We start from the raw sequence: 22,764 nt of genomic DNA, 5'->3' as shown, positions 1-22,764 counted from the left end.
TCTCGACGGGACACCCGAGTTCGAGCGTCCTCCCGGATCGCGACCTGCCGGAACACCGGACAACGAGCGTCAGCCCAGGTCACGTCCTTGACGGCAGGTCGCTATCGACCGCTTTCCCGGATCGCGACCTTCCGGAACGCCGGACGACGAGCGTCACGTCAGGTCACGCTCTCGACGGCACGTCGATATCGAGCCCTAGCCCAGATCGCGACCTTCCGGAACGCCGGACGGCGCGCGCGCGAGTGGGTGGAGGGGGACTTTGGCCAAGGGTAGGGCTTTTGAACCGTCGAGTCGCCCAAAGACGCCAAAAGACGCCAAGAACCGCCAGAAGACGCCAGAATTTTTATGTTTTTCTTGGCGTCTCTTGGCGTCTCTTGGCGTTTCCTGGCGTCTTTTGGCGTCCTCTGGCGGTTCCGTCATCACGGCTTCGCGGAGCCCGACGCCGACCACGGCCCGCACGTCGGCAGGCCCATGGTCTTCTGGACGCACGTGGCCGTCACCGGCGACGTCACGACGGCCGCGATCTTGCCGGCGGCCACCTGATCACAGACGGCGGTCGGCAGCTGGATCCGCCCGTCGTCCGCCACCCGGAAGCCATCGGCGCTGCCCGCGTCGAGCGCCACCAGGCAACGCTCGTCATCATCGCAGATCCCATCGCCCGCGGCGGTCTCCAGCGCCACGTTCAGCGGGACGCCGGCCTCGCCCGCGATCGAGCACGCCGCGTCGACCTTCGCAGGCGTCGTGCCCTGGAAGCAGGCCGTCACGTCGAAGCAATCGCCGTCGCCGTCACCGTCGCCGCCGCCATAGACGTCCGCCGGCGCGTAGTCGGGGAGCGCGCCCGCGTCGACCTCGCTCGACGCACACGTCCCCGCGACGCAGGTCTGCCCTTCCGAGCAGTGCTTGTTCACAACGCCGCCGCTCCCGTCGCTCTCGCCCGAGTCGTCGCAGAGGAAGTTGAGCGGCAGCGTCAGCAGCGCGACGCGGTCCTTCGGGATCCTCGTGACCGCCTCGCGCAGGACGCGCGGCGCGCCGAGCTCGTCCCCGAGGAGGGCGCTGACCTTGATCCGGATCGAGTCGCCGCCGCCGCTCGAGGAGTAGAAGCCGATCGTCGCCGGCATGCGCGCGGCGGCGTCGGACTTGCCGAGCCGCTCATAGGTCGCCGAGAACTTGGGGGTGCCGCCCTCGAACACCTGCACCTGGAGGGCGCCGAAGTCCTTGGGCATCTCGAGATCCGTCGAGACGGCGAGCATGATCTCGTCCGGCGGAGAGCACCCTCCGGCCGCGACAGCGACGAGCGCGGCGAGCGCCGCCCGGGCGACGGCGCTCATCGGCCACCCCCGAAGGGGATCGTGAACGTGGCGCCGCGCTTCCGGGACAGGGAGACCGAGCCGGGCGACGTGCGGCCGTCGACCGGCGGCTCCGGGCCGAAGACCCCCGTGGCGACCAGGACCGCGCCCGCGAGCACCAGCGCTCCGCCGCCGATCCAGAGCCAGGTCTCGACGTTCCCCTGCTTGGGCTGCGCCACCAGCGTGACCTGCACGCGGCGCGTCTGGTTGTCCTGGATCATCACCTCGGACTGGTGCGTCACCATGCCGGACGCCGTGACGCGGAGCGCGTGACCGCCGCTCGGCACAGGACCGTCGTAGCCGCCGCGGCCGACCACGCGACCGTCGATGGAGATGACGGCGTCCGGCGCCGCCGTGACGATGAGCCGCCCTTGATGAACCTCTTTCTCCAGCGTGGCCGTGACCGTGACCTCGCCGCCGCCCGTCACCTGCTGGGAGACCTCGACGTCCTTGAAGCCCTTCTTGGTCACCCGGATCTTCCGGGTGCCGACGTCGAGCAGCACGGGCTCGCTCAGCGGCGTCCGGCCGACCTCCTCGCCGTCGACGAAGACCGTGGCCCCCGCCTCGCTGGCCTTCAGATCGAGCCGGCTCACGTAGGCCTTCGTCGCCTCGATGAGCGCAGCAGCGTCCTTGCGATCCTGCTCCCCGAGCTGCGGGCCGGCGTCCCTGAGGAGCTTCTCGACCGTCCCGAGCAGGCGCGCATAGCGCTTCAGGTTCTTCTGGCAGAGGGCGATGTTCCAGAGCAGCCGCGGGTCGCCGGAGAGCTCGAAGGAACGCTCGAACTTGATGATGGCGTTGCGGTAGTCGCCGTCGTTGAAGAGGATCCGCGCGGCCTCGTACTCGGCCTTGGCCTCGCCGGTGAGCGTCGCGGACAGCGGCCCCTGTGCGGCAGGCGCGCCCGCGGCGGGCGCTGGCTGCGCCCCCGCGGGCGCTGGCTGCGCCCCCGCGGGCGCCGGCTGCGCCCCCGCAGGCGCCGGCTGCGCTGCCGCGGGCGCGAGGGCCGCCAGCACGGCGCCGCCGAGCGCGACCGCGGCGCTGGCGCGCAGGCTCCTGCTGCTCCACAGCGGGAGCCGTTCGCTTCCTGGCCAACTCATCTGGGCTTACCTTTGTCGTTCAGCACATCGAAGATGCTCCCCGGCTGCGCGGCGGTCGCGGTCGCGGTCGGCGCGGCGGTCGCGGCCGGTGGGGCCGAGGGCGCGGCGGCGGGCTTCGGCCGAGGCGCCGTGGCGACCGGCGTCGCGCTCGCCGGCGCCTTCGGCCCGGCGGTCGACAGCGGCGCCGCGGTGACCACCGGCGCGGCGGTCGCCACCGGGGACACGGTCGCCGACGGCGCCGCGGTCGCCGGCGGCTGCGGCTCCGCGGTCACCTCCGCAGGTGCGACCGGCGGGGGTGGGGCCGGCGTCGCGGGCGCCGAGGGCTCGGCGGAGGCGGTCGCCGAAACGGCCGACGGGTCGGCGGAAGGAGCGTCCGCGCCGCCATGGAACGTGACGAAGCGCAGGATCCCGCCGATCACCACGGCGGCGCCCACCACGGCCAGCGCGAGCACGACGCCGCTCCGCGAGCGCGCCCCGGGCGCGGCGCCCGCCGGGCCGGCGGTGTGGCCGACCGCGCCGACCGCGCCGACCGCCGTCGCGGCGGCAGGCGGCGCCGCGCTGTGCCGCGCTGTCGCCGCGGGGACGCCGCTCACGCGCTCCTGCGACGTCTGCCAGGCGGGCGGCGTGCTCATGCGCTCGCGCACGGAGCTCGCCCGGTCCCGGAAGGAGACCGCGGGGACGAGCCCCAGCGTCCGCTCGATCCGCTCCAGCGAGGCCAGCGCGAGCGGAGGCCCGAAATCGACGATGGCGCCCGCGAGCTCGGCGACCGACTTGAAGCGCTTCGCGACGTCCCTCTCGAGGCAGCGCAGGATCGCCGCCTCGAGCCCCGGCGGCAGGTCGCGCCGGAACGTGGTCGGGGGCGGCGGCGGCTCGGTGTTGATCATCAGGATGAGCTCGGACAGCGAGCTCGCGTCGAAGGGGACACGCGCGGTGAGCAGCTGGTAGAGGATGGCGCCGAGCGACCAGATGTCCGCGCGCGCGTCGACCGAGCGCGCCGAGCGCATCTGCTCGGGCGCCATGTAGAGCGGCGAGCCGAGCACCATCGCCGTCTTCGTCAGCCCGAGCTCCGGCTCGGCCCCGGCCGTCGACGGGTCCGCGAGCGCCTTCGAGATGCCGAAGTCGAGCACCTTCACCATGCCGCTGCCGTCCGCCGCGCGCGTGAGGAAGAGGTTCGCCGGCTTGAGATCGCGGTGGATGATGCCTGCCGCGTGCGCCTCCGCGATGGCCTCGCAGGCCTCGAGCACGTAGCCCACGGCCTCCTCCAGCTCGAGCGGGCCGCGCCGCCGCAGCGTCTCCTGGAGGTCGCTTCCCTCCAGGTACTCCATCACCATGAACGGCGCGCCCGTCTCGAGCGTCCCGACGTCGAGCACGCGCGCGACGTGCTCGCTCTTCAGGCGCACCGCCGCGCGCGCCTCGCGCACGAAGCGCTCCACCATCTCGTCGTTGGCGCCGGGATGGAGCAGCTTGATCGCGACCCGCTGGTGGAGCTGCTCGTGCAACGCGGCGACGACGACGCCCATGCCGCCTTGCCCGAGGATGCGCTCGACCCGGTATTTCCCCGATAGAATTTGACCTTCGGTGACCGGTGCGCTCACGGACGCTCCCGCGCTGGGGCTGCCTCGAGGGCGCCACCACCGCCACGTTATCCAGGAGGCCACCTTATGCGATCCGGCGCTCGCGTCCAAGGCCATTGCCGGGTCACCCCGTCACGTCATCGGGATCACGCCGCTTCCCTTGCGGCGAAGGGCGACTACCCTACGCGCCATGCCCCGCATCGCCAGAGTCGAGCGCAAGACGCGCGAGACCGACATCCGCATCGAGATCGATCTCGACGGCCAGGGCCGCTCGGAGATCAAGACGCCGCTCCCCTTCCTCACGCACATGCTCGATCAGATCGCCCGCCACGGCCTGTTCGATCTCGCCATCCACGCCGAGGGCGACGTCGAGATCGACGGCCACCACACGACCGAGGACTGCGGCATCACCCTGGGCACGGCCGTGCAGAAGGCGCTCGGCGACAAGGCGGGCATCGCCCGCTACGGCGAGGCGACGCTCCCCATGGATGAGGCGCTCGCGCAGTGCGCGCTGGACCTCTCCGGCAGGCCGTACTTCGTCTGGCGCGTGCCGCTGCCCAAGGCGAAGCTCGGCACCTGGGACGTCGAGCTCGCCCCCGTGTTCTTCGAGGGCTTCGCGCGCGGCGTCGGCGCGAACCTCCACGTCCGCCTCATCGAGGGGGACAACCTGCACCACATCGTCGAGATCTGCTTCAAGTCGTTCGCCAAGGCGCTGATGAAGGCGACCCGGATCGAGCCGCGCGTCGCCGGCATCCCGTCCACCAAGGGGAGCCTCTGAGCCATGCAAGCCATCGCGCTCGTCGATTTCGGGATGGGCAACCTGCGCTCCGTGGAGCGGGCGCTCCAGAAGGCCGCCGAGGACGCCGGCGCGCCGTGCGCGGTGACGCGCACGGGCGACCCGGAGATCATCGGCCGGGCCGACAAGGTGGTGGTGCCCGGCCAGGGCGCCTTCCGCGACTGCGCCGCCGCGCTGCAGAGCGGCATCGGCGAGGCGCTGCGCGCGCAGATCCGGAAGGGGACGCCCTACCTCGGCATCTGCCTCGGCATGCAGGCGCTCTTCGACGGGAGCGAGGAGGCCGAGGGCGCGCGCGGGCTCGGCGTGTTCCCCGGCACCGTCAAGCGCCTCACCCCACAGCCGAGCGCGGCCGAGGCGGACGCGGCTCCCGGCGAGCCCTGGGTCGGGATCAAGATCCCCCACATGGGCTGGAACCGCATCGCGTTCGCGCGCGAGGTGGAGGGCCCGCTCGCTGTGTTCGCCGGCGAGCGCCCCTTCGTCTACTTCGTCCACAGCTACCACGCCGTCCCGCTCGACCCCGCGCTCGTCGCGGCGACGACGAAGCACGGCCCGCACCGCGTCACCGCCGCGATCGAGCGGGACAACGTCACCGCGACGCAGTTCCACCCCGAGAAGAGCCAGGCCGCCGGCCTGCGCCTGCTCGCCCGCTTCCTGACCGGCTGACCCGCCCGCGCGCGCGTCAGTGCGCGCGCAGCAGGCGCTGGTGCACCTGCTTGACCTGCGCGAGCTTGAGGTGCGCGCCCAGGGGAAGCTCGGGCGGGCGCGCCCCGCCCGCGCCGCGCCCGCGCCGGGCGTGAGGGGGGACCAGCGAGGAGCGCCGCGCCGCCCTCACCCGCTGCGGCCGCCGCGGGGCGAGCGGGAGATCGACGATGAACGCCGCGCCGCAGCCGAGCTCGCTCTCGACGCGGATCGCGCCGCCGTGCGCGCGCGCCGCGACGTGCGCGATGTACAGGCCGAGCCCCAGGCCGCCGAAGCGCTCCACCGGGACGGCCCGCTCGAAGCGCGCGAAGATGCGCTCCTGGTCCTCCCGCGCGATCCCCATGCCGCGGTCGCGCACGATGAGCCGCGCCCGCGCGCGCGTCGCGCGCACCTCGATCGAGATCGGCTTGCCCTCGCCGAAGGTGAGCGCGTTCTTGATCAGGTGGAACGCCATGCGCTCGAGGTGAGACCGGTCCCACCAGCCGATCACCGGGCCCTCGGCCGCGACCGAGATGGCGCCGCACGCGGCCGGCCGGTGCGCGACCGCCGTCGCGACCACCTCGCGGATGAGCGCGACGAGCTCGACAGGCTCACGGGTCGGGGCGCCGTGGGCCTGGCCGCCGTGCCTCGCCTGGAACATGTCGTCGCAGAGCCGGGCGAGGCGGCCGAGCTGACGGTCGAAGACGGCCAGCATCGCCGCCGCCCACGCCGGGGTCTTCTCCGGCTCCTGCTGGCTCATCCGCTTGGTCAGCTGGAGCTGCAGGAGGAGCGAGGTCACGGGCGTCCTGATCTCGTGCGCGGCGAGCACGAGGAAATCTTCCCGGATCCGGGCGGTGTCGTCCCGGATCGGGACAGCGGGGATACGAGGGTCGACGTCGTCCGAAAACGCGGTCATGGCAGAGCCTGCTGGGCGGAGTTGTGGTGTGCCCCCGCGGCCGCGAACGCATGGAGTGTGCCACCCAGGAGGGTTCGCAGATTGGCACTTCTGGCGGCAGGAGAGCGCCCCATCTGCCGAGCGGACGCGCGTCGAGGCGTCGCATCGCGCCGTCCACTGCGCAAAAAACCAGCGAAGGTGAGCCGAGCTGCCTGGGCCGTTCTGCGGCGCGCGGCGCCTCGGGTCACGCCGGAGCGCCGCCAGGCTGCCGCGGTACACGGGTCAGGGCGCACCCCTGCTTGCGGGCCAGGGTCCGCGGAGCAGCTTTGTCCGCATGCAACACCAGAGTGGAGAGCAACACCGGAGTATGGAGCCGGGGGCCAGGGCTCAGGTCCGCGGATCCATGAGCGAGCTGCACGCGCTCCTCAGGGAGTTCGACACCGCGATGCTCGTCACGATGACCCCCGAGGGGCTGATGCGGGGGCGGCCGATGGAGATCCAGGAGCCGGCCGAGCTGATGGACTGCGATCTCTGGTTCGTGACGGAGGACGAGGCGGCGAAGACAGGCGAGATCGCCCGCGAGCACCAGGTGGCGGTCTGCTGCTACAGGCCGCGGGATCGGGCGTACATCTCGATCTCGGCGCGCGCGACGATCGAGCGGAACGAGGAGAAGATCCGGAGCCTCTGGAAGCCCTCGTGGAAGGCGTGGCTGCCGGCCGGCCCCAGCCACCCTCACGCCGCCCTCCTGAAGCTCTATGTCGAGCGCGCCGAGTACTGGGAGCCCGAGGGCGGGCGGCTGCGGGTCCTCTACGAGAAGGCCAAGGCGCTCGTCCAGCGGAGGTCGGCGGAGGACAAGCTGAACCCGCCGAAGCACATCTGAGCCGCGCCTGCGGCGGCGATCGAGCAGGCGTGACCCGAAGCGAGGCGGTCCTCGGGCTGGATGAACCCCGGATGGATCAGCCAGGTGTCGGCGTGGCGTGGGCCGCGCGCCGCGCGCGCTCCCCGTCAGGGGTGGCGCTGCCCTCGAGCGCCGCGCAGATCTCGGCGAAGCCGTCGAAGGGTGTGCACGGTATCCCGTCGCGGGAGCAGAGCACGTCGAGGGCGCTGTCCCGCACGGCGAACACGCGATCGCAGCACCGCGCCGCGGGGTAGTCCAGCCGGCCGTCGCCGATGTAGACCGTGGAGGTCTCGCCGGTGGCCGCCTTCAGCTGGTCGAGCACGCGGATCTTGAAGTCCTCGCCGGGACCGAGCGGCACCGTCTCCGGCACGGTCACGCGCCAGCGCCCATCGAAGACGGCATCGAAGCAAGAGAACGCGGTGCCCGGCGGCAGGAACTCGCGGATGTAGAACGGCAGGCCGTGGCTGATCACGTGGAACACCCACGACCGGCGGGCGCACAGGGCCAGGAGATCCTCGAAGCCCGACCGCAGCCCGGCGTGCGGGCGCAGCTCGGCCAGCAGCTCGGCGGCCGGGCGATCCACGTCGGCGTAGCCGCGGCGGAGGAGCTCGAACGGCGTGAGCTCGCCGGAGGCGGCAGGCGCGAGCAGCGCCTGCCGCCAGTCATAGCGAAGGTGAGCGTCCCAGATCCGGTTCGTCAGGTCGTCGCAGGTGATGGTCCCGTCGAAGTCGCAAAGAATGAGCACGACCGCTGATTTGCACGCCGCCACGCCGGACGCCACCGCCGCGCCGCGCTGACCGGCCCTCGCCGCGGGATCGCCATCCACAGCGAGGGCGCGGCGCGCGCCCCCGAGCCGGGCCTCCGCGCAGGATCAGCCGACGGTCGCGGCCAGGCCGCGACCGTCAGAGCGCGACAGGGAACGGATTGCGCTCGCTGAACCCGGTCTGGTGAAAGTAGGGATAGGGCAGCTTCGCCTTGCTCGCGGCGTCCAGCTTCGCGACGTGCTCTGGCGCGAGGTTCCAGCCGACGGCCCCGAGGTTCTGTCGAAGCTGCTCCTCGTTGCGAGCGCCGATGATCACGTTCGCGACGCTCGGCCGCTGAAGCAGCCAGTTGAGCGCGATCTGCGGGACGGTCTTGCCCGTCTCCTTCGCCACCGCGTCGAGCGCGTCGACCACACCATAGAGGTACTCGTCGTCGATCTGCGGCCCCCCCTCGACAGACAGCTTGTTCCGGAGCCGGCTGACCTCCGGCAACGGCTGCCCGCGCCGGATCTTCCCCGTGAGCCGCCCCCAGCCCAGCGGGCTCCAGACCACCGCGCCGACCTTCTGATCGAGCGCCAGCGGCATCAGCTCCCACTCGTAGTCGCGCGCCACCAGCGAATAATACGCCTGGTGCGCCACGTACCGAGAGAGACCATACTTCTCCGACACCGCGAGCGACTTCATCAGGTGCCAGCCGGAGAAATTCGAGCATCCGAGGTAGCGGATCTTCCCCGCTCGCACGAGATCGTCCAGCGTGCCGAGCGTCTCCTCGAGCGGCGTGACCGCGTCGAAGCCGTGCAGCTGAAAGAGATCGATATAATCCGTCTGCAGCCGGCGCAGGCTCCCCTCGATCGACCGGATCAGGTGGTACCGCGACGAGCCGACGTCGTTGGGGCCCTTGCCGCTCCGGAAGGTCGCCTTGGTGGAAATGATGACCTTGTCGCGCCTGCCCTTGATCGCGTGGCCGAGGATCTCCTCGGCGAGCCCGTCGGAGTAGATGTCGGCCGAATCGAACATGTTCATCCCGGCCTCGAGCGAGACGTCGACCAGCCGGGTCGCCTCGGCCACGTCGCTCGATCCCCACCCCCGGAAGAACTCGTTGGAGCCACCGAACGTCCCCGTCCCGAGGCTCAGCACCGGTACCTTGAACCCTGACCCGCCGAGCTGTCTGAACTCCATGAATCGCCTCCGCGCCAAATGGGGACAACCTCTGAGCGCAGGGGGAGCGCCGGACATCAGGCTCTCGCCCCCTTGCCGCGGTCGTGGACGGTTAGGAACTCCAAAGCGATCCGGAAGTCAAGCGCCACCGTGGCCAGCCGAGCGCAGCGCGAGCGCCGCGCTGCGCGATCACAGGCCGAGATCGAACCGGAACGCCCGCAGCGCCTCCGCGCTCGCGGAGCACCGGAGGCGCTCGTCACGCGGCATCTGCCCGAGCGTGCGCGTGTGCCCGGCCGGGATGAACATCGGCTCCCAGTGGATGCCCTCGTCTCCCCGCTGCTCGACGGCGATCTCGCCGGGGACGCTGCCCGTGTAGACACGCAGCGTCCGGCCGTCGCAATAACACACCTTCTGAACCACGTGCGCCGCGCGCGACTGCCCCGGAGGGATGAGGGAGCATATCCGGTCCTGCAGCCGCTCCCAGAACGGCATCACGAGCGGGCCCGGGAAGCCGTTCAGGTGCTCGATGAAGAGGCCGCCGTGCTCGACGAAGAGCGGCACGAGGGAGAGCCGGTAGGCGGCGAGGGCCTCCTCGCGTACGACGGTGTCGAGATCCGACGAGAGGATCTGGGGCACGTCGAGCCGGAGGACGCGGAGCGGCGTCGGGGCGTCCTTCCATACATGGGTCATGTCCGCGAGCTTGCGGTGGTTCGAGGAGACGAAATAGACCATGACCATCCCCCTCCCCCGTCCCCTCACGCGTCCAGCGCGTCGAGCAGATCCACGACGCTCTTCGTCTTGTCGTTCGGGTCGAGCTCGATCACGTCGATGTGCCAGTCCTCGAGCAGCGCCGGCTGGACGAGCCCGGCGCCGAAGGTCGCCCAGTAGCCGCGGCGGTTCGAGGCGCGCCTCGCGAGCTCGGGGCTGCCCTCGATGCGCATCTGCTCCATGCGGTACCAGATGTACCGGATGTCGACGTCGCCGAAGCTGTAGCCGAGGAAGAGGAAGCTGTTGCTGAGCAGATCGGCCCGCAGGCGCTGATCGGGCGCCGCCTCGAGCCGGAGGCGGCCGAAGTACTGCGACTCGGTGAGCACCACCGTCTCGGGCCAGTCGAGATCTCCATGAAACTTGATGACGTGGCACGCCCCCTGCGCCGGGCACCGCGCGAAGTCGTCGAACCTGGCGAGCGCCACGGCCTCTTTTCCTGCGTCCCGCAGCGCCTCCTCGATGTGGTGCTCGAAGTTGGTCGTGTAGATGGTCGAGAAGTCGCGGCGCGCCAGGGCCTTGTGCTGGCACGAGCTCCTGCGCCGCTCGTCGACCTCGCGCGCGTGGAAGCGCGCGCGCATCTCGGCGATGAAGCTGTCGAGGCCGCCCGCGCACTCGCGGGCGAAGAAGCCCGCGAGCTGCGGGGGCAGGCCGTGCAGCTCGAAGAGCGCCGGCTCGAAGCCGAGCGCGGCGCCCATCCACCCCATCAGCTCCTTCCACATCGGCAGCCGGAGCGGGGCGGAGAAGCCCGCGCCCAGAAAGGGAATGAGGCGACCTTCCCGGTACGCCTGCCGGAGCGGGATCGCCGCTTGCTCGAGCGTGAGTACAGCCATCTTCAGCGAGCGATGGTATCTGCCCGACGACCTCGCGCAACCAGCGCCCGCCGGGCCGGAACGCCTCGCCCCGAGCGGATGTCGGCGCCGATGTCGGCCGGCGCGCAAGGACAGAAGCCGCGACGCCTCAGGACACACGCGGCAGAGCCCGGCGCCGCGGAGGAGGGCGCCGGTCGCGCCTCCCTCTCCACGGCGGCAGAGCGGCGTCGAGCGCGCCCGCTCGCGAGCCGAAGGAGGCGCCCCTGTGTGACGATGGGCGCTGCACCGTCCCTCGGAGCTGCGCCAAGATGGACAAGATCTGCGGGCCGCGCGGAGACGAGCGCTGCTGCGGGAGCCTGGTGGTGCCCGGAGGCACGTTCGATCGGGGCAGCGCCGAGCCGCGCCTGGCGACGGTGAGCGACTTCCGGCTGGATCGATTCGAGGTGACGGTGGGGCGGTTCCGGGCGTTCCTGTCGGAGTACCCGGCGAGCTGGCCAGCGGTGGGGGCAGGAGCGCACCCGAAGATCCCGGACAGCGGGTGGCGCGCCGCGTGGGACGCCAACTTGCCCGTGGACCGGGCGGCGCTGTCGGAGTCGCTGCACTGCGAGAAGCCCTATTTTTCGTGGACCGACGAGGTGGCGGACCTCCAGCCGGGTGGGTCGAGGTCGCCGCGGGGAGACGGGCGGTGGGGAGACACGCGGATCTGGGGGGAAACGTGTGGGAGTGGGTGCTGGATTCGTTCGCGGCGGACGACCCGATCGCGTGTGATGACTGCGCCGTCCTCACCCCCGACACGAACCACATGATCTGGGGCGGGGGCTGGCGCAGCGGGAAGGAGACATTGCTCACCTCCGCCTTCCAGGAGCGCTCGCCGACGGGCCACTTCGCCGGCGCGGGGCTGCGGTGCGCACGGGCGCGGTGATGCGCGCAGCTGGGCACCGCGGCGTCGCGGCGTCGCGGCGTCGCGGCGTCTCGGGGTCTCGGCGTCGCTGCCGCCGCTCCGCAGAGCGCGCGCCGCCCTTCGGGGTCCCTGGAACCTTGACGCGACAGCCGCCGCGCGCGACCCTCCCGCCGTGTCGGGCACGCTCGCGGACGGAACGGTCTTCGCGCACCGCTATCGCGTGGCGCGCCTCCTCGCCGTGGGCGCGATGGGGTCCGTCTACGAGGTGGTGCACATCGAGACGAACCGCCGCCGGGCGCTGAAGGTGATGCACGCGTACCTCTTCCAGAGCGAGGAGATGCGCAGCCGCTTCAAGCGCGAAGCGCAGATCACGGCGGACATCGAGAGCGAGTACATCGTCGACGTCTTCGACGCGGGCATCGACGAGGCGACGGGCATGCCGTTCCTCGTGATGGAGCTGCTCCGCGGCGAGGAGCTCGGCCTGCGCCTCAAGCGCCTCGGCAGGCTGCCTCCCGGCGAGGTCGCGACGTACCTCCAGCAGACAGCGTCGGCCCTCGACCGGACCCACGCGGCGTCCATCATCCACCGGGATCTCAAGCCGGAAAACCTGTTCGTCACCCAGCGGGACGACGGGACGCCCCGCATGAAGATCCTCGACTTCGGCGTGGCGAAGCTGCTCGCCGAGGGCGGGACGGCGGCCGGCATCACGCGGAGCCTCGGGACGCCCATCTACATGGCGCCCGAGCAGTTCCGCACCGACACGAAGCTCACCAGCGCCGTGGACATCTACGCGCTCGGGATGATCGCGTACACGCTGCTCGTGGGGACGCCGTACTGGAGCCCGGAGGCGCTCAGCGCGAACGACGTGATCGCGTTCGCGCTCGTGGCCGTCCACGGGCCGCAGGAGCCGCCGGTCCACCGGGCGATGTCGCAGCGGGTGGTGCTGCCGCAGAGCTTCGACGGCTGGTTCGCTCGGGCCACGGCCGTCGATCCAGCGGCGCGCTTCCGCCTCGCGAGCGAGGCGGCGCAGGCGCTCTCCGAGCTGCTCGGCCTCGCCCCGGCCAGCAGCGGGCGTTCGCCCCGCCCGACCACGCCGCCCTGGGCCCAGGCGAGCCCCTCGGCGCACGCGCTCGCCACGCCACCGCCCGCGAGCACCGCAGCCGCGCTCACGGCGCCCGCGAGCACCGCGATCACGGCGCCCTCGATGATGCCGCCGGTGGCGACGAGCGTCGGCCCGATGGGGCCGGAGCACCCGTCTCGCTCCCCGGTCGCGCCCCTCGCGGCGACCATGGAGACGTCGGTGACGTCCGTCCCTTCAGGGAACATCCCGCCGATCGCGCCAAACCGAGCCCCGCTCGTCGCCGCCGCGGTCGTCCTCGGGCTCGGGGTGCTCGGCGCAGGGACCTGGCTCCTGATCCGCGCCGGGACCGAGGCCGATCCGGCGGTGGCCGCGCCGCCTCCGGCCGCTGCGCCGGACGCCGGCTCGGCGAGCGCCGCCGCCACCGCTGCGCCGAGCGCCGCCGCCACCGCTGCGCCGAGCGCGACGCCGTCGGCGCCGGCGCCCAGCGCCTCCGCGACGGCGCTCGCCGCGGAGCCCGCCCAGCCCGCGACCAGCGCGAGCGCCAGCGCGAGGCCGGCCGCGCGCGGGGCGGCGGGCGCTCCCCCGAAGGCGACGCCGAGGCCCGCTTCGACCGGGCGAACAGGCGCCGCCGCTCGCCCCAAAGTCCCTTTGCTCGGACGAGATTGAGACCTATCTCCGCCGCGCTGCCGGTCCGATCCTCGCCGACACCCGTTGACACCTTCGCCCGTGGATGCCCCAGAACATGACACGTCGCCTGCGCCGGTTGGCCCCTCTCGCTCTCGTCCTCTGGCCGCTCGCCGCCGCGACGCCCGCCGCGGCGCAGGACAGCGCGGCCGCGGAAGCCCTCTTCAACCGGGGCCTCGCCGACATGGAGGCGGGCCGGTACGAGGCGGGCTGCGGCGCGATCGCCGAGAGCCATCGGATCGAGCCCAAGCCGGGGGCGCTCTTCACGCTGGCCATCTGCGAGTCGAGGTGGGGCCGCGTCGCGAGCGCGTTCGCGCACTTCGGCGAGTACCTCGCGCTCCACGAGCAGCTGACGCCGGAGCAGAAGCGCCGGCAAGGAGAGCGGCCCAAGGTCGCCCGGGAGGAGCGCGAGAAGCTCGCCCCGCTCGTGCCGGAGCTCGCGCTCTCCCTCCCGCCAGGGGCCCCCGCGGGGACGGTGGTGAAGCGCGACGGCCGCGCGGTGGACAGCGCCGCGCTGGGCGCGAGCGTGCCGGTGGATCCGGGAGAGCACGTCGTGTCGACGCAGGCGCCGGGGGGGCCTGTCCAGGAGACGCGGATCCACCTCGCTCACGGCGAGAAGAAGCGCGTCGAGCTTGTGGTGAGCGGCGCCCCGCCGCCGCCCGCCGAGGGCCTCTCAGGCCGGCGGGCGGCCGTGTACGCGGCCGGCGGCGTCGGCGTCGCGGGGCTCGTGATCGGCGGGGTGACGGGCGCGCTCACGCTCGGCAAGAAGAGCGTCGTCCGCGAGCACTGCGGCAGCAGGATCGGCCTGAGCGACCCGACGGCCTGCGACAAGACGGGCCTGGACGCGGCGGAGAGCGCGAGCACCACCGGGCTCGTGAGCACGATCGGCTTCGGCGTGGGGCTCGCCGGGCTCGGGGCGGCGGCGATCCTCTACCTGACCGAGCCGAAGCAGAGCGACATGACCGCCGTCGCGCCGTCAAGGCGGATCCGCGCAGGCGTGCTCGCGGCAAGCCCGGAGGGGGTCGTGCTCGGGGCGAGCGGGTCGTGGTGACGCGGCGGGGCCGTTCACCTTCGCGACCTTCGCCGCCTCCGCCGCCTCTACCCGCCGGCGCGGAGGCGCGCTAGACCCGCCGCGTGCAGCTCATCCCCGCCATCGATCTCCTCGGAGGCCAGGCCGTGCGCCTCCATCAAGGGCGTTACGATCAGGTCACCGTCTACGACAAGGACCCGGCGGCGCTCGCCGCTCGCCTCCGCCGCGCCTGCGCTCGGCTGCACGTGGTCGACCTGGAAGGGGCCCGCGCCGGCCTGCCCGTCCAGGCCGACGCCGTCCGCGCCGTCATCGCGGCCTTCGGCGTGGAGGGCGGCAGCGTGCAGGTGGGCGGCGGCATCCGCTCCGCCGCCGCGGCCGAGAGCTACCTCGCGCTGGGCGCCGATCGCATCGTGCTGGGGACCGCCGCGGTGAACGATCCCGCGCTCGTGCGCGACCTCGCCGGCCGCTTCCCGGGGCGCGTCGTGGTCGCCGTGGACGCCAAGGACGGGCGCGTGGCCGTGCAGGGCTGGGAGCAGGTCTCCTCCGTCACCGCCCTCGACGTCGCCCGCGCGCTCGCCGGCGCCCCCGTCGCGGCGCTCCTCTACACCGACGTCTCCCGCGACGGCACGCAGGTCGGCCCCAACCTGGAAGCCACCCGCGAGCTCGCCGCCTCGTGCGGCTTCCCCGTCCTGGCCTCCGGCGGAGTCGGATCGCTCGCTCACCTGCGCGCGCTCGCGCAGATCCCCGGCGTCAGCGGCGTCATCGTGGGCCGCGCGCTCTACGAGGGGGCCTTCACGCTCGCCGAGGCGATCGAGGCGGCGAGCGCCTGACGGCGTGTGTGCGTTTTCGTGTACGATCCCCCCGACAATGCACGAGCGCGACGACCCACGGCCCTCCACACGCGAAGTCGCGGCGGAGGAGTTCCTGTTCCACCTGCACCGGGGCAGCGAGCTCCTGCAGGACAACCGGGTCCACGCCGCGAAGGCGGAGCTCGAGCGCGCGCTGTCGCTCCAGCCGAGCGATCCCAAGGGGCAAGACCTGCTCGGGATCGTCTACTTCCGGCTGGGGCTCTACCCGCGGGCGATCGCGATCTATGAGCGGCTGATCCAGGCCCACCCGGAGGCGGTCGAGCCGCGCATCAACCTCGCGCTCTCGTACCTCAAGACCGGGCAGCCGGCGCAGGCGCGGTCCGAGCTCGAGAAGGCGCTCGAGCAGAACCCGAAGCACCAGCGCGCGTGGGGCTACCTGGGGCTCGCGTTCCAGCGCATGGGCGACTACGAGCGCGCGAGCCACGCGTTCGCGGCGGGCGGCCACGACGCGATGGCGCGCCGCCTGCTCGACATGACGGGCGGCGGCGCCACGGGCCGCTACCCGATGGAGCCGCCCGACACCGAGGATCAGCCGCCGGTCGAGGCCAAGGCCGAGGTGCAGCGCGCCGCGGGCGAGGCGGTGCAGGCGCTCGATCGCGCCGGCGCGGGCTTCCGGCACGACTCGGATCTGCCGCGCATCCCGTCAGGGACATGGTCGGCCATCGAGCCTGGCCGCGAGATGATGCCGACCATCCCGGCGCCGCCGTCGTTCAAGAGCCTCGGGGCGGACGGCCGCGCGGGGGGCGCGTCGAACCCGCCCGGCCCGGGCAAGGCTCCCGGCCCGAGGGTCGGCGCGGCGCCGACGGTGCCGTCGATGCCGGCCGTGCAGGCGCCGCCGGGAGGGAGCGTGGCCCCGACCGTGCGCCGCAGCACGGTGGCGCCCGAGGAGCCCTCCGCGACGGGCCGCTTCGCGATCGCCGTCGCGGCCGGCGGCGGCGCGCCGGACGCGGCGACGGCGAGCAAGAAGGCGGCGGGGCGGCCGTCGTCGTCCTCGCTGCCGCCTCCCACGGCGGCGCCCGCCGCGCCGCCGGCCGCGGCGCCGCCGCTGGAGACGCTCTCGGCGCTCGCGCGCGAGCGGCTGCTCGTCTTCCCGCGCGAGGCCGCGGTCACGCGGCACCCGACCGGCGTCGTGCTCGTGCAGTCGACGAAGGGCTTCGTCGCCCGGCTCGACGCGCTGCGCACCATGAGCGTGCACTCCGGGACGGCCACGCACGTGCTGAAGCGGCAGGCGCGCGGGCGCATCTTCGACGAGCCGCTCGGCGGGCCGAGCACGCCCTTCATCGAGATCGGCGGGCGCTGCGAGCTCGTGCTCGGCGCGCCCGAGGGGCGGCGGCTCCACCCGGTGACGCTCGGGGAAGAGTCCATCTACCTGCGCGAGGACGTCCTCGTCGGCTTCGATCTGCCGATCGGCTACGAGAACGGCCGCCTGCCGGCCGGCGAGGGCGAGGCGGTCGCGATGGTGCAGCTCCGCGGCCGCGGCCACATGGTCCTGTCGGTGCCCGAGCGCGCCGCCGCGCTGGAGATCACCCCGTCGCGGCCGACGTCGACGCGCGCGACCGCGGTGCTCGGGTGGATGGGCCGGCTCCTGCCGCGCACGCTGCCCGCCTCCGAGGCGCCTGGAGGGATGCAGGGCTTCGTGACGTTCGGGGGAGAGGGGATGGTCCTCGTCGATGGTCGCTAGCGCGGGCACGTCCCTGCGGGGCATCAAGGCGCAGCGGCGGCGCACGCTCTGGGAAGACGCGCGGAACCTTCCGAACCTGCTCACGTTCGCCCGGATCCTCATGATCCCGGCCGTCCTCTTGCTCCTGTCGAGGGGCGCGCCACGGGACTGCTTCTGGGCCGCGGGCGTCTACTCGCTCGCGGCGATCACCGACATGCTCGACGGCTACCTGGCGCGGCGGCAGGGCCTCGTGAGCGTGCTCGGCAAGTTCCTCGATCCGCTCGCCGACAAGCTCATCGTCGCCGCCACGCTCGTGTGGCTCGTGCCGATGGGCCGGATCCCGGCGTGGGCGGTGGTGCTGCTCATCTCGCGCGAGATCACGATCACGGCGCTCCGCTCCATCGCCTCGACCGAGGGGCTCGTCATCGCGGCCGGCGACGGCGGGAAGATCAAGACAGCGCTGCAGATGATCGGGATCGTCTGCCTGATCCTCGGCTACCCGTACCACATCCACCTCGGCGTCGACTTCGGAGAGGTCGACGTGGTGCACGTCGGACGGCTGCTCATCTATCTATCGCTCGTCTTCTCGATCACGAGCGCCGCGCAGTACATGGGCCTGTTCATCGACGCCATCGACGCCAAGAACCGGCCTACCCCTCCGCAGTAGATGGGCAATAGGCAAGCCCGGCTGGTTCTGCTAGACCAGCGCGCGTGAAAGCCCCGAAGACATCGCGCAACGCGTTGCGCCCCGCGCTCCTCCTGGCCGCGCTCGCCGCGGCGATCGTCGCCTCCGCCGCGAGCTGCAGCCAGCAGCGAGAGGGCGAGCCCTGCGAGATCACGAACGGCAACGATGACTGCGCCGATGGCCTCGTGTGCATGGGCATCGGTCAGCAGCAGCAACAACATCGTTGCTGCAGACCGAATGTGATCACGCAGGTCTGCGATCCCAACCAGAATCCGACGACGAGCAGCGCGAGCGGCACGGGCGGCGGCGGTGGGACTGGCGGCAACGGGACTGCCGGGGGCGGCGGTACAGGCGAGGGCGGAAGCGGCGGTGGTACGGGCGGCGCCGGTGGTACGGGCGGCGCCGGTGGTACGGGCGGCGCCGGTGGTACGGGCGGCGCCGGCGGCGCCGGTGGTACGGGCGGCGCCGGTGGCGGCACCGGCGGCGCGGGCGGCACCGGCGGCGCAGGCGGGCGCTAGAACAGCGAAGGCAGCCCTCGCGCATCACCCCCAGAGAAGCGACAGGCGCGAGCGCTCCAGGCCTCGCGCTTGCGTGGAGGGCAGGCGCCACGGCGGCGCGCGCCGATGCGCCGCCCGCCGCGTGACGCCAGCGGCCTCAGGCCGTCACTTCAGCCCAGCGCGCGACGCGCCCGCGCACGCCGCCTGAGCACGGCAGCTCCGGCGAGCGCGACCCCGGCGAGCGCCGTCCACGGCGCGACGGGCGCGACGGGCGCGCTCGGCTCGCCGGCGCGGCAAGCGCACCCCACGACCGTCTCCGGTTCGGGATCCTCGACAGGATCCGTCGGATCCGGCGTCGCGCCGCCCGTGGAGCCGGCGGGCTCCGGCTCGACGGGCTCCGTCGGATCGACCGGCGGCTCCACCCCGAGATCTTCGCTCTCCACCGTCACGGACGAGGACGGGCAGTTCTTGTGACCGATCACCAGGTAGTACGTCTGCGCGGGATCGAACGGCGGATCGGAGGTCTCGTCGATGACGATCTCACCGCTCGTCTCCGTGATCCCATCGACGCTGTAATCGTATTTCGTGGCCTCCGGCAGGAGCTCGCCCAGCGTGAAGCCGACGTGCCGGCCGGCCCTCACGTAGATGCTCCACTCGACGTCGTTGCCGCGGTCGGGATCGAGATCCACGGTGAAGCGGACGCCCTTCGCGGCCCCATCCGGCTTGCTCTTGAAGTGGAAGAGGCTCTGCAGGCTGAGCTGCGAGCGGTAATCCGCGCACGACGCCCCCGAGCCGAAGACCAGCGAGTCGATCCCGAACATGTTCGTCGTCTGCGACTTGCCCCCGCTCAGATCGAGCACCTCCTCGCAGTCGTCGAGGCCCCGGCTCTCGATCAGCGCGTCGACGGCGCCGGCGTCCGCCTCCGTGAGCTCGCCGGCGGTCACCAGCTTGCCGGTCGCCCGCTTCAGCGCCTTGGCGAAATCGCCGAACGAGGCGTTGGGGGTCAGCAGCGTCACCGTGCCCCAGACGAGCTTGTCGCCCACCTTGGCCCCGAATTTCTCGCGCAAGGACCACGCGAGGCTGCCGATCAGCTCGCCGTCCTCGTGCACCTCGCCCACCAGATCGCCGGGGCACGTCTTGGTGTCCTTCGCGAGGTCGCGCGCCATGCCGAAGGGCGCCAGCGTCGCCTCGCCGAGCGTGGAGTCGCCGTTCACGGTGCAGGCGAAATAGTCCGCGATGCCCTCATCGATGCTGCCGGCCCAGGGGGAGAGCCCATATTCGTTGATCGCGAACTGCCCCCCATTGTAGCCGACCGCGTTGGCGGAGACATAATGGGTGAACTCGTGGAGGAACACGTCGGAGTCGTCCGAGAAGTCGAAGAACGACCCCTGGCCGATGGCGATGAGGTTCGGCGCGCGGAACGGCTCGCCCACGCCCTCTCCCGAGAAGAAGGCGTTGTCCATCGGCCGGCCCGCCTCCAGCATGTTGGCGACCGCGACGAGCTTCCAGCCAGGCGCCCCCATGTCGATCTGGTGGGTCGACACGAAGTAATCGCGCATCCGGGTGAGGTGGTAATAGATGCCGACCTGCGCGAACTGGTCGTGCGCATCGTCCGCGCTCGTGGGCGGATCGTAGAGGAAGTCCTCCCCTGCGTTCGGCTCGACGCTCTGCTCCACGGTGAGCGGGACGCCGGCGGCGAGGTCGCCATCCACGTAATTCACCACCTTGAAGTTGCCGTTCCAGCCGCTCAAGGTCTGGGGATCCGCCGCGTCGAGGCCGCTGAGCTCGAGATCCTGGACCTCGGGCGTGACCGCCGAGCTGATGGGGTAAACGCGCCCTCGCGCGTGCACGGCCAGCGAGCGCCTGTGGACGAGCTTGCCTGTGTGCGCGTCGACGAGGTAGCGCTCCCCGCCGCGATCCGACCGGACATCGACGACCCAGACGAGCTTGCCGCCCGTCTCCGCCTCGGGAAACACCGCGAGCGCCGCGTTCGGCCGCTCCGCGAGCGTCATCCCGTAGGCCGCCTCGACCGCGCGCCGCGCGGCCTCCTCCCCGTGAGTCGGCGTCGTCGCGACCGACAGGTCCCGCGCCACGTCGAGCACCACGACCTCCGCGCGGTTCTCCCGGGTGAGATCGATCGCCACCGCGGCGCCGAGCACCGGCAGTCCGGCGTGGACCTGCCCGAACCGGACGGTGCGGTGATCGCCATCCACGAGCTCGCTCTGGTAACGCAGCGAGACACCCTCGAGGCGGAGGTCTGAAGCGGCGTGCTTCAGCGCCGCCTCCGCCGCGCCCCGCGCGCCATCCGTGCCGCGGAAGGACAGCGCCGCTCCTGGCGAGCCCTGCCGAAGCGTGTGCCACTCCGACGCGGCGGCGGGCCCCGCAGCGGCCAAGGCTGCGAGTGCGGTCAACGGAAGAAAGAGCGGCAGTCGTCTCATGGGTTCATCTCTCCGGCTGGATTTCTGCTGGCTTTCTGCAAGCAGCGCTCGCGTGAGGCGCGGCAGGGCCGGACCGACGAGCGCGACCAACGTAACGAGTTGCGTTGGCTCATCAAGGAGAAGCGACGCGACGTCCTCGCGGAAAATCAGGGAGTTGTGGCCGTGATTGCCTCGTTACGTGACCTCCCTGGTCAACCTGCGTGGTATGTCTCCGGCACCTTCAACGCAGGCTCCCGTGGCTCTCTCTGAAACAAACACCTCCATTGGATTCCCGGCGACGTTCGCCCCGAGCGACATCGTCTCCGCCTGTCCCCCGTGCCCCGCCGGTCCCTCCGGTGCGCCGCTGCCCGGCAGGGTTCGCGTCGGCGGCCGCGTGCTCGAGGTCGCGGAGGGCGCGGTCGTCCTCGGCGACGCGTTCGGCGCGCTGCGCGTCGCGCTCGAGGGCGCGCTCGCGCCGCCGCTCGAGGTCGGTGATCTCGCGATCGTCGAGGGCGCGCCGGCGCCGGCGCCGGCGCCGGCCGACCGCGCGCTCGCGTCCGCGCGGCTCGTCGAGCGGATCGCGCCCCGGAGGCCGCCGCGGGCGCGCGCGGGCGCCGCGGCGCCGCCGTCGAGCGAGACGGAGCGCGCGATCCATCGCGGGCGCGGCGCGGCGCTCGCCCGGCGCGCGGCGGCGCTCGGCGCGGTGCGGGCGCTGTTCGCCGAGCGCGGCTTCCTCGAGGTGGAGACGCCGAGCATGGTCCCCTCCCCCGGGCTCGACCTGCACCTCGACGCGTTCGCGGTGCAGGCGGCGCGCCCGACGTTCCTGATCACGAGCCCGGAGTACCAGATGAAGCGGCTGCTCTCGGGGGGCGTCCCGCGCTGCTTCCAGCTCGCGCGCTGCTTCCGGCGCGGGGAGCTCGGGGACAGGCACAACCCGGAGTTCACGATGCTCGAATGGTACCGCGCCTTCGCCGGCGTGGACGAGGTGATGGCCGACACCGAGGCGATCGTGCAGCGCGTCGCGGGCGCGCTCGGCGCGGAGGGCACGATCTCGACGTCCGGCAAGCAGGTACGTTTGGAGCGGCCGTTCCCGCGGATCTCGATCGGCGAGGCGTTCGCGCGCTGGGCGGGCGTGCCCGCGGACGACGCGATCGCGCTCGCGTCGAGCGACGAGGAGCGGTTCTTCCGCCTGCTCGTGGACGCGGTGGAGCCGGCGATCGCCGCGCTGCCCCACCCGGTGTTCCTCGTCGATTTCCCCGCGCCGTTCGCGTCGCTCGCGCGGCTCAAGCCGGGCGATCCGCGGGTCTGCGAGCGGTTCGAGCTGTATGTCGCGGGCGTCGAGCTCTGCAACGGCTTCGGCGAGCTCACCGACCCGGTCGAGCAGCGCGCGCGGCTCCTCGCCGATCAGGCGGCGCGGGCCGCCCAGGGCAAGCCGGTCTATCCGATCGACGAGCGCTTCCTCGACGCGCTCGAGGAGGGGATGCCGCCCGCGGCGGGCAACGCGCTCGGGGTCGATCGCCTCGTCGCGCTGTGCCTCGGCGCCCCGTCGATCGGCGACGTCCTCGCGTTCCCTCACGGCTGGCTGTGACCGGCGCGGGGGTCCCCGACGGCGACGCGCGCCTCTCCCCGGAGGTCCTGTCGCAGCTCGCCCGCAAGTACCTCACCCTCGCGGAGCTCCGGCGCGCGCGGGCGGCCGGGGAGCCGATCCCGGGCAAGGAGGTGTTCCGCGCGCTCGCGGGGGAGTTCCCCGGCGCGCTGAACGAGCTCGACAACCTGCCCCTCGACGAGATCGAGCGGCGCCGCGACGCGCTCTCACGGGCCCTCGCCGGGGGCCCGGAGGAGCGCTGGATGGCGTGGATGCACGGCTATCACACGCTGATGCGGGCGGCGCTCTACGTGAAGATCCGCGTCGCGCGTCGTGAGGAGCTGTCCGACGTCGCCGCGGCGGCGCTCGCGGAGCGGGCGGCGAGGCACGCCGGCACCGCCGTCGACGTCGCGTTCGTGATCGCCGTCAGGGCGCCGCCGGACGGCCGGCTGAACCGCCTCGTCCTCGGCCGGCTCGCGACGACGTTCGGCGCGTCGATGGCGGAGATCCGGGGGACGATCTTCCCGCGGCGGCGGGCGGCGGGTGGCTGAAGCGCCGCGCGCTCGGGTGGGCGCGCG

General features: G+C 72.6%; 22 protein-coding genes. 13 read left to right on the top strand and 9 right to left on the bottom strand.

Annotation, left to right across the window (positions count from 1 at the left end; all coding sequences use genetic code 11):
• Positions 1–419 precede the first annotated feature (419 nt).
• Genes WMF44_RS15345 through WMF44_RS15335 form a run of 3 tightly spaced genes read right to left on the bottom strand, consistent with a single transcriptional unit; the run spans position 420 to position 4,035 of the window.
• Positions 420–1,328: a hypothetical protein gene (locus WMF44_RS15345; RefSeq protein ID WP_437299860.1), complete on the bottom strand. Its 909-nt coding sequence runs from the start codon at positions 1,326–1,328 to the stop codon at positions 420–422.
• Positions 1,325–2,440 carry a PEGA domain-containing protein gene (locus WMF44_RS15340; protein ID WP_437299859.1) on the bottom strand — a complete coding sequence of 372 codons (1,116 nt, stop codon included), beginning with the start codon at positions 2,438–2,440 and terminating at the stop codon, positions 1,325–1,327. Before WMF44_RS15340 ends, WMF44_RS15345 begins: the two co-directional genes overlap by 4 nt.
• On the bottom strand, positions 2,437–4,035 hold the full coding sequence (locus WMF44_RS15335) for a serine/threonine-protein kinase (RefSeq protein WP_437299858.1): 1,599 nt from the start codon (positions 4,033–4,035) through the stop codon (positions 2,437–2,439). The genes WMF44_RS15340 and WMF44_RS15335 overlap by 4 nt, the downstream gene beginning before the upstream one ends.
• A 169-nt stretch (positions 4,036–4,204) precedes the next feature.
• On the opposite strand from WMF44_RS15335, the gene hisB reads away from it, so the two are divergent.
• Complete coding sequence (gene hisB, locus WMF44_RS15330) at positions 4,205–4,792, top strand: imidazoleglycerol-phosphate dehydratase HisB (protein ID WP_437299857.1); 588 nt, start codon at positions 4,205–4,207, stop codon at positions 4,790–4,792.
• 3 nt (positions 4,793–4,795) lie between these two features.
• Positions 4,796–5,473 (top strand): imidazole glycerol phosphate synthase subunit HisH, encoded by a 678-nt coding sequence (hisH, locus tag WMF44_RS15325; RefSeq protein ID WP_437299856.1) that lies wholly within the window; start codon positions 4,796–4,798, stop codon positions 5,471–5,473.
• Between the two features lie 16 nt (positions 5,474–5,489).
• Here the strand turns inward: hisH and WMF44_RS15320 are convergent, their stop codons facing one another.
• On the bottom strand, positions 5,490–6,404 hold the full coding sequence (locus WMF44_RS15320) for a sensor histidine kinase (RefSeq protein WP_437299855.1): 915 nt from the start codon (positions 6,402–6,404) through the stop codon (positions 5,490–5,492).
• A gap of 382 nt (positions 6,405–6,786) precedes the next feature.
• On the opposite strand from WMF44_RS15320, the gene WMF44_RS15315 reads away from it, so the two are divergent.
• Positions 6,787–7,263, top strand: coding sequence for a pyridoxamine 5'-phosphate oxidase family protein (locus tag WMF44_RS15315; RefSeq protein WP_437299854.1), 477 nt, complete (start codon positions 6,787–6,789; stop codon positions 7,261–7,263).
• Between the two features lie 76 nt (positions 7,264–7,339).
• Here the strand turns inward: WMF44_RS15315 and WMF44_RS15310 are convergent, their stop codons facing one another.
• The 4 genes from WMF44_RS15310 to WMF44_RS15295 form a co-directional block, all read right to left on the bottom strand.
• On the bottom strand, positions 7,340–8,026 hold the full coding sequence (locus tag WMF44_RS15310) for an HAD-IB family phosphatase (RefSeq protein WP_437299853.1): 687 nt from the start codon (positions 8,024–8,026) through the stop codon (positions 7,340–7,342).
• 157 nt (positions 8,027–8,183) lie between these two features.
• The gene (locus WMF44_RS15305; RefSeq protein ID WP_437299852.1) at positions 8,184–9,221 is read right to left on the bottom strand and encodes an aldo/keto reductase; all 1,038 of its coding nucleotides are present in this window, start codon (positions 9,219–9,221) and stop codon (positions 8,184–8,186) included.
• A gap of 168 nt (positions 9,222–9,389) precedes the next feature.
• Entirely contained in the window at positions 9,390–9,932 is a 543-nt protein-coding gene (locus tag WMF44_RS15300; RefSeq protein ID WP_437299851.1) for a non-canonical purine NTP pyrophosphatase, read from the bottom strand.
• Positions 9,933–9,955: 23 nt separating this feature from the next.
• A complete protein-coding gene (locus tag WMF44_RS15295; RefSeq protein WP_437299850.1) occupies positions 9,956–10,798 on the bottom strand; it encodes an SIR2 family NAD-dependent protein deacylase in 843 nt (280 codons plus the stop codon).
• A 287-nt stretch (positions 10,799–11,085) separates the two neighbouring features.
• On the opposite strand from WMF44_RS15295, the gene WMF44_RS15290 reads away from it, so the two are divergent.
• From WMF44_RS15290 to WMF44_RS15255, 8 genes are all read left to right on the top strand, one after another.
• Positions 11,086–11,583, top strand: a complete 498-nt coding sequence (locus tag WMF44_RS15290; RefSeq protein ID WP_437301713.1) for a hypothetical protein — start codon at positions 11,086–11,088, stop codon at positions 11,581–11,583.
• Positions 11,493–11,699 (top strand): hypothetical protein, encoded by a 207-nt coding sequence (locus WMF44_RS15285; protein ID WP_437301567.1) that lies wholly within the window; start codon positions 11,493–11,495, stop codon positions 11,697–11,699. Before WMF44_RS15290 ends, WMF44_RS15285 begins: the two co-directional genes overlap by 91 nt.
• Positions 11,700–11,850: 151 nt before the next feature.
• Entirely contained in the window at positions 11,851–13,425 is a 1,575-nt protein-coding gene (locus WMF44_RS15280; protein WP_437299849.1) for a protein kinase domain-containing protein, read from the top strand.
• Between the two features lie 97 nt (positions 13,426–13,522).
• Positions 13,523–14,494, top strand: a complete 972-nt coding sequence (locus tag WMF44_RS15275; protein ID WP_437299848.1) for a hypothetical protein — start codon at positions 13,523–13,525, stop codon at positions 14,492–14,494.
• Between the two features lie 83 nt (positions 14,495–14,577).
• Positions 14,578–15,303: a 1-(5-phosphoribosyl)-5-[(5-phosphoribosylamino)methylideneamino]imidazole-4-carboxamide isomerase gene (gene hisA, locus WMF44_RS15270; RefSeq protein WP_437299847.1), complete on the top strand. Its 726-nt coding sequence runs from the start codon at positions 14,578–14,580 to the stop codon at positions 15,301–15,303.
• 37 nt (positions 15,304–15,340) lie between these two features.
• A complete protein-coding gene (locus WMF44_RS15265; RefSeq protein ID WP_437299846.1) occupies positions 15,341–17,023 on the top strand; it encodes a tetratricopeptide repeat protein in 1,683 nt (560 codons plus the stop codon).
• Positions 17,013–17,669 carry a CDP-diacylglycerol--glycerol-3-phosphate 3-phosphatidyltransferase gene (gene pgsA, locus WMF44_RS15260; RefSeq protein WP_437299845.1) on the top strand — a complete coding sequence of 219 codons (657 nt, stop codon included), beginning with the start codon at positions 17,013–17,015 and terminating at the stop codon, positions 17,667–17,669. Before WMF44_RS15265 ends, pgsA begins: the two co-directional genes overlap by 11 nt.
• A gap of 44 nt (positions 17,670–17,713) precedes the next feature.
• The gene (locus WMF44_RS15255; protein ID WP_437299844.1) at positions 17,714–18,205 is read left to right on the top strand and encodes a hypothetical protein; all 492 of its coding nucleotides are present in this window, start codon (positions 17,714–17,716) and stop codon (positions 18,203–18,205) included.
• A gap of 149 nt (positions 18,206–18,354) precedes the next feature.
• Here the strand turns inward: WMF44_RS15255 and WMF44_RS15250 are convergent, their stop codons facing one another.
• Positions 18,355–20,577, bottom strand: a complete 2,223-nt coding sequence (locus WMF44_RS15250) for a hypothetical protein (protein ID WP_437299843.1) — start codon at positions 20,575–20,577, stop codon at positions 18,355–18,357.
• A 280-nt stretch (positions 20,578–20,857) separates the two neighbouring features.
• Between WMF44_RS15250 and epmA the strand changes: the two genes are divergently transcribed.
• Positions 20,858–22,189, top strand: a complete 1,332-nt coding sequence (gene epmA, locus WMF44_RS15245) for an EF-P lysine aminoacylase EpmA (protein WP_437299842.1) — start codon at positions 20,858–20,860, stop codon at positions 22,187–22,189.
• Positions 22,186–22,737 carry a hypothetical protein gene (locus WMF44_RS15240; protein WP_437299841.1) on the top strand — a complete coding sequence of 184 codons (552 nt, stop codon included), beginning with the start codon at positions 22,186–22,188 and terminating at the stop codon, positions 22,735–22,737. The genes epmA and WMF44_RS15240 overlap by 4 nt, the downstream gene beginning before the upstream one ends.
• Positions 22,738–22,764: the final 27 nt, after the last annotated feature.

The sequence above is a fragment of the Sorangium sp. So ce426 genome, from assembly GCF_051475585.1.
In the GTDB taxonomy this organism is placed as follows: Bacteria; Myxococcota_A; Polyangia; order Polyangiales; family Polyangiaceae; genus Sorangium; species Sorangium cellulosum_B.
Note: the sequence above shows the minus strand (reverse complement) of the source record. Positions and strands in the feature narration are given on the sequence as shown.